Origin of the sequence: Desulfofundulus australicus DSM 11792, assembly GCF_900129285.1 — a bacterium.
Taxonomy (GTDB): Bacteria; Bacillota; Desulfotomaculia; order Desulfotomaculales; family Desulfovirgulaceae; genus Desulfofundulus; species Desulfofundulus australicus.
Genome location: NZ_FQUW01000061.1, coordinates 1 through 5903, shown reverse-complemented (window position 1 = coordinate 5903; position 5903 = coordinate 1). Strand labels below are relative to the sequence as shown.

Here is a 5903-nt window from a genome sequence, read left to right as displayed (position 1 = left end):
TCTGCAAGGTGGCCGATAAAGCCAGAACGTATCCGCCGACCAGAAACCGGCCGGCCTGGTTTGCTGCCGTGTTCAGAGAAAAGTTGCTGGAAGCACGGGCGGAAATTCTGGCCCTTAAGAAAAAATATCCGTTTAACCGGTTTTGAGCGGTATTACCACCGGCTGCCTCTTTCGGGTAGCCGGTTTTTCTTTTTTGGGTTTTCGATGGAAATGCCAGCGGAATTTAAAAATTATTTTTATGATTACCGGTTTAAAATGAGAATTTCCTTTGTTCCACCAGTTGGTTGCCCCAATTTAATTTGAAGATTTTTCCCGAATCAATTTGAAAATCTACAGTGCTGTTTAAAGCAACACCTTTTGGTTTGGAACTGGTGGCATCCGACATGAACCGGATGCACTGGGCGTATCTTCCTGCAGACGGTGAAAGCGAAGTCGACGCAATAGTCCCACAGGCCACTCTGCAGGAAACCTTGAAAGTCCTGAACGGCGATAGGGTGACGATACACGTTCAGGGCAGTTTCGTGGTTTTCCGGAGCGGGCCGGTGGAAGTATTTTCCCGCACCATTGCGGGGAAGTACCCGGATTACAGGGCTGTCATACCGGAAAACTTCTGCGCGCGCGTGCGGGTTAAGGTCAAGGACCTGCTGGAGACGCTGGGCAGGGCTGCCGTAATTGTCGACGATAGAAATATTTCAAAAGTTAAGGTTGACATTTGTGATGGAAAAATGACTATTTCCGCTTCCGGGATAGGGGGCGGCATAACCGAAACCCTGGAAGTAGACCATGAAGGGGACCCGGTTTCGATGTTCTTCAAGACCCGCTACCTGGCGGAAGCCGTGAAGGTGGTTGGAAAGGAAGAAGTAGACATTTACTTTACTGCGGACAGGCCCGCAGGAAAAGTGGTGGACGGGGACGACACGTACTTTTCGCTCATTCTGCCGTTGGTCAAAGAAGCTGCGGAGGCGGCAGCATAGCAGTTATTGCCTTCCGGTATTTGGTAGTGTATAATTAATAGTGACTGGTTCTTACTGCCGGTGCTTTCAAGATACCGGAGAAAGGTGTTCCTTTAGAACGCGGGGTACGGCTTCTTTTAAGAGGCCGGAGAAAGTAAAAAAACACGGGACCAAAAGCCTCACTGTGCCTTTTTCAGGCTGGTGGGGCTTTTTTGTTGAAATCGCCAAAAAGGGGAGGGTTGAATGCGTAATCCCTTTCCATGTGACGAGAGAACGTGTGACTTCTGTTACTTGGGCTGTTGCTGGAACTGTTACGTAGCTGGTAATCTCTGTGCGCGTAAATGTCCCGTAATTAAAGCGATTGAGCTAGCTGGTAGTGTCGAATACTACTTTGAGAATTAGAGAATTTCGGGCCGCCCGGCAGGCCCGCAAAACCCCGATAAACCCAAAAAGGAGGTGTTTGGGGTGGCGGGCCGCCGGGGTCCGCTACCCTCCTGTCGATGAAGTTGGTTAAAATCTGGTACGACGAACATGCGGAGTCTCCGCGGAAATGGGACAACCTGGGGACGATGGTGTGCTGACACCGGAGGTACTGTCTGGGCGACCGGCACGACTTTCATACTCCGGACGACTTCCGGGAATGGGCGAAAAAGGCGGATGTGGCGGTAAAACTGCCGCTGTACCTCTATGATCACAGCGGGATCACCGTGTCCACGAAACCGTTCTCATGTCCCTGGGACAGCGGGCAGATAGGGTGGATATACGTCCTAAAGGAGAAAGTACGGGAAGAATATGGGGTCAAGCGCATTACAAAGAAGGTACGCGACCGTGTAATTTCCGTACTGAAGGCTGAAGTTGAAGTATACGACCGGTGGCTCCGCGGGGAAGTCTACGGTTTCACCGTTTACGAAATTGCAGACGGGGACATCGCAAGCATCGATTCCTGCGGTGGGTTTTACGGGGATGACCCCGGGGAGAACGGCATACTGGAAGAAATGCCGGACGAACTCCGGGAACCGTTGAGTAAAATCGGTTTTCTATGGGATGGCTTGATAGTAACAGAGGCTGGAGACGAACTGGAAGGTAGGCGAGAAGTCAGGAAATATTTCCTGGAACGCGGCTTCCTGCCGGACTGCATCCTGGAGAAGTGCGACATACTCCGGGAACTCTGCGCGTGAAGGGGTGCCGGTATGGGCCGCGATGTCTGTGTTCCGTCTATTTGTGCCGCCTGCGGGGGCAAATGCTGTCAGATATACAAGCCTGCCTCCGAGGGCGGCGCGTTTCCAGATGGTCATACCTGGTTTACCGACTGGTTATCCGATTGGTATGACGTATTCGAAGAATCCGGCGCGTTCAGTTTTATGCCTCCATTGTTCGACCCCATTATAGCTCATGAAAACTCTGGTAGGGGCAAACGGTACAGGGAAGCCTTGCGGCGCGCCGGTATTGACCCGGACTACTGCCAGTACTGGTCACTCAAAGGTTGCCTGCTGCCGCGGGATAAACGTCCGGCGGCTTGTCGGGAATACGCCTGCGAGCGTCTCCGGCAGGCAATTGCGGATGCGGATAAAAACCTTCCGGAAGGAGAACAGGCTTAGAAACCAGGGCGGCCCGACCCGCCTGACTCACCAAAAAAAGCGAGAGGGAGGGAATAAGTGCGCTGGTTTGTCGGGAACCGCGCACTGCGAAAGAAATGCCGTACCAGTGGGTCGATGCGGATGTGGCATTTAAACACAGGGACGTAAAAGTATATCACGTTTACAAAAATGACTTTATAGATGAGGGAGCCCGCATGTATCACTACGGATGGTCGCCCGACTGTTCGGACGAGGATGCAGATTCCACCTTTGACGTACGCGATCTTGCAAGAGCAATGAAAATGCCCATACCGAAAACGTATGAGGACATTAAAAAAGTCCTGCATGCTGCAATCGACGCGGGCATACTCACCCAGGAAGGTGTGAGGCTTTAGCTTCCATGCTGGGCGGCCCGGCCCGCCCAATCACCTGACAAGGAGGTGAGAAAGGGCGGGTCGCCGGGGATCCGCCCTGTATATATGGCAACGTTGTGGGTTATAAGGAAAAAACACGCAGAAGATCCGCTCCTGGCGACTTTAGACGGTATCCGACAGGCGGTTGTAGCAAGAGAAGCTGGAAATATGAACCTTCACTGCCGGTATGAAGAATATGAAGACCAGTGGGTCGACATGGCCGTTACCGGGCCGATAGCCGGGATAGCTGAATTGGTTAGAAAATGTGCGAGCCTGGGGATATCAGGCTTTGTAATCACAATCGAGAATGACGAAGACGAAAAGGAAGTTAAAGCAATCGAAAAAGCAATCAATATCCTGAACCTGGAGTTTTCTGTTGTGGACTTTGCTGGATAAGAAATGGACGGTCAGGCGGCCCGGCCCGCATTGATTCACCAAGAGGAGGTGAAGAGGGGTGGACCGCCGGGGGCCTGCCCGTAAAATATGAATTTAATTCCGTTACACGGAGTCCGCGATCTCCACAAATTCGACACATTAATCGACAGTATATCTCTTTACGGATGGCGCGGTGCCCCGCTGGTAAAGTGGGGTAGTGATCTGTTAACCGGGTCACATCGTTACGCCGCGTGCAGAGCTCTCGGCTGGAGCGACAATGATATCCCGGTTATTGACATAGAAGATGTTTTTGCCGAAGCTGGTCTTAACTGGGCAGTTCTGTATGCGGAACACCGGGTACAGCAGCCCGAAGTTGATGATTGGGATATTCTGGTGGAACTTCTTTCAAAGCTTCCACCAGAGATTGTTAAAAAATATGGCATGGAAATCTATGTGTGACCAGGCGGCCCGGCCCGCCTCGAACTCACTTCAATCGAGGGGGTAGAGCAAGGCCGCGAGGCCGGTAAAAACTCTTCCGGAAAGAGAGGTGGAGAGGGCGGGCGTTATACCGGTCCGCCCTTTTCTCATTATGTTTGAACAGCTCAAGCTTTTCCAGGAGCGCATAAAGACCAACATATCCTCCGAATACGTAAAGTCGTGGGGGGTCGTGGAGGCCCTGCGCGAAATTGTCCAGGAGAACCTGGACGCAAGGAAGAAGTACTCCTGCCGGGGCAGGGTGTTCTGGAAGAAAGGGTTTCTAATTGCCGAAGATAACGGGCCTGGGTTGAGGCGGCAGGACCTGGCTCTAGGGAATTCCGGCAAGCGCGGGCACGGCGAGTTAATCGGCCAGTTTGGGGAAGGGCTGAAGCTGGCCGCGCTGGTCGCCGCCCGGGAAGAACGGAAGATGTATATTGAGACGGCAGGTTTTACCGCCGTACCGGTGCTGGAGTACGAGCCGGCGTTGGAGTGCCAGGTGCTCGTTTTTGTTTTGGAGGAAAACGACAGGGTTACCGGGACAAGGATTTGTTTTGAAGCTACACGAGAGGAAAGCGATGCGGCTTTAGGCTTGTTCCTGGAGTTCAGCACGGTCAGGAAAATATCCGACAGGATATATCTCCCTGGCGGGCGGGTGTACGTCAACGGAGCGCTGGCGGCAGAGAGGAAGGACATGCTTTTCAGCTACGACCTGACCGGGGAGAACATCAGGGCGGCGCAGAACCGGGACAGGACAGTGGTGGACGACGACGCGCTGCTGGAAGAAGTGGGAAGGGTACTCAGTACCTGCAGAAACCCAAAAGTCATCGTAACACTTTTCAGGATCGTGGAGAAGAAGGAAGCGAAGGCGTACCTGGAGGGCAGGGCACACCTTGAACCTCCGAATGACAACCTGGCGGTTTGGAGGAAGGCGATGAGGGAAGTCTTCGGTGCGAGAGTGTGTTTGGCAAGCGACGCCGTTTACGACCTGGAGGCCAGGGAGAAAGGGTTTGTAGTTCTCAACAGCGTTCCCTGGCAGTGGGAAGGCTGCTTCAGGCGGCTGGGTGCGAAGTTCAGCTATGATATTGCAGCCAGAGCCAGGAAGCCGAGGGGAAGGGTTGCCCTAAAAGACCTGTCCCGGGAAGAGAGCCGGAACCTCCGGTGGGCGAAGAAAATAGCCAGAGAAGTGTTTGGTGGAAAACTTCCGAAAATAATGATCGTCTCCGAAATTCCTCCGGACGGTGAGGAGAGAGTAAGAGGCTGTTACGACCACAGGGGCGTAATCTACCTGCTGCGGGACGTGCTGACAGTTCCTGAAGAAGTCCTGGGGACCCTGGTGCATGAGATGGTGCACCACGTAACCGATGCACCCGACTGCACGCGGGGATTCGAGCGCGGCTGGCAGGAGGTAGTCGTAAAGGTACTTCTTAGGATGTACGGATTACCGGAGGTAGAAAAAACGGCGTAAGATATCTAGGTGGCCCGGCCCGCCTTAACTCACTTCACTTAAGGAGGTGAGATGGGGCGGGCTGCCGGGGGCCTGCCCCAAAGAAATGGGATGGACCTGTACCAACAAGCCAAAAGGGATGAGTATCAGGGAATTTTTCGAGAGAGAGAGTTTAACTACACCAGGGACGACGGCAGGTATGGGAAAATCCTGGACTGCGCCGTAGTAAACCTGCGCACAGCTTATATTGCTTATGAGATAGGCGATGCGCAGGGGAAGCGAGAGGTAACTGCTATCGTTTGCGCCCTGAGCTTTAGTTCCAACAGTTACTACAACTTTTGTTACAAAGACATGAGCGAATCGATGAGACCGTATTACTACGACTGCCCGGAGCGCATACTGAAAATGCTCACTCCCACTGATCACGAGTGGGCCAGGGAGTGGCGGGAGAAATGCTGGGAACGCATTCGGGCGAAAAAGGTACGTCCCAGGCTGAAAAAAGGGATGGTTATTAAGTTTGCCGATTCGATTGTGTTTAAGAGCGGACGACAGGAAGACACGTTCAGGGTGGAGGACCCGCGGCGGTTGATACTTGCCGACCGGTGGGGGAACCGGTACAAAATCCGCCGGTACCACCTGGAGCGGGGGTACGAGGTGCTGAAGG

At 53.3% G+C, this 5903-nt stretch carries 7 protein-coding genes; all 7 read left to right on the top strand.

Annotation, left to right across the window (positions count from 1 at the left end):
* Positions 1–335: 335 nt before the first annotated feature.
* Positions 336–974, top strand: coding sequence for a DNA polymerase III subunit beta (locus BUB44_RS14690; RefSeq protein WP_165611061.1), 639 nt, complete (start codon positions 336–338; stop codon positions 972–974).
* Between the two features lie 686 nt (positions 975–1660).
* Complete coding sequence (locus BUB44_RS14685; RefSeq protein WP_131821653.1) at positions 1661–2131, top strand: hypothetical protein; 471 nt, start codon at positions 1661–1663, stop codon at positions 2129–2131.
* Between the two features lie 12 nt (positions 2132–2143).
* Positions 2144–2551 carry a hypothetical protein gene (locus tag BUB44_RS14680; protein ID WP_073167701.1) on the top strand — a complete coding sequence of 136 codons (408 nt, stop codon included), beginning with the start codon at positions 2144–2146 and terminating at the stop codon, positions 2549–2551.
* Positions 2552–3009: 458 nt separating this feature from the next.
* Entirely contained in the window at positions 3010–3339 is a 330-nt protein-coding gene (locus tag BUB44_RS14670) for a hypothetical protein (RefSeq protein ID WP_131821652.1), read from the top strand.
* Positions 3340–3426: 87 nt separating this feature from the next.
* Complete coding sequence (locus BUB44_RS14665) at positions 3427–3777, top strand: ParB/Srx family N-terminal domain-containing protein (RefSeq protein ID WP_073167696.1); 351 nt, start codon at positions 3427–3429, stop codon at positions 3775–3777.
* Positions 3778–3985: 208 nt separating this feature from the next.
* Entirely contained in the window at positions 3986–5260 is a 1275-nt protein-coding gene (locus BUB44_RS14660) for a hypothetical protein (protein ID WP_131821651.1), read from the top strand.
* Between the two features lie 51 nt (positions 5261–5311).
* Positions 5312–5903 (top strand): DUF6927 domain-containing protein (locus tag BUB44_RS14655; RefSeq protein ID WP_073167691.1); only part of this gene is annotated, 592 nt, incomplete at its 3' end.

Bases quoted from the DNA above. Each gene is read 5' to 3' on its own strand.
- BUB44_RS14680 (WP_073167701.1), top strand. From the start codon at position 2,144: ATGGGCCGCGATGTCTGTGTTCCGTCTATTTGTGCCGCCTGCGGGGGC.
- BUB44_RS14670 (WP_131821652.1), top strand. From the start codon at position 3,010: ATGGCAACGTTGTGGGTTATAAGGAAAAAACACGCAGAAGATCCGCTC.
- BUB44_RS14665 (WP_073167696.1), top strand. From the start codon at position 3,427: ATGAATTTAATTCCGTTACACGGAGTCCGCGATCTCCACAAATTCGAC.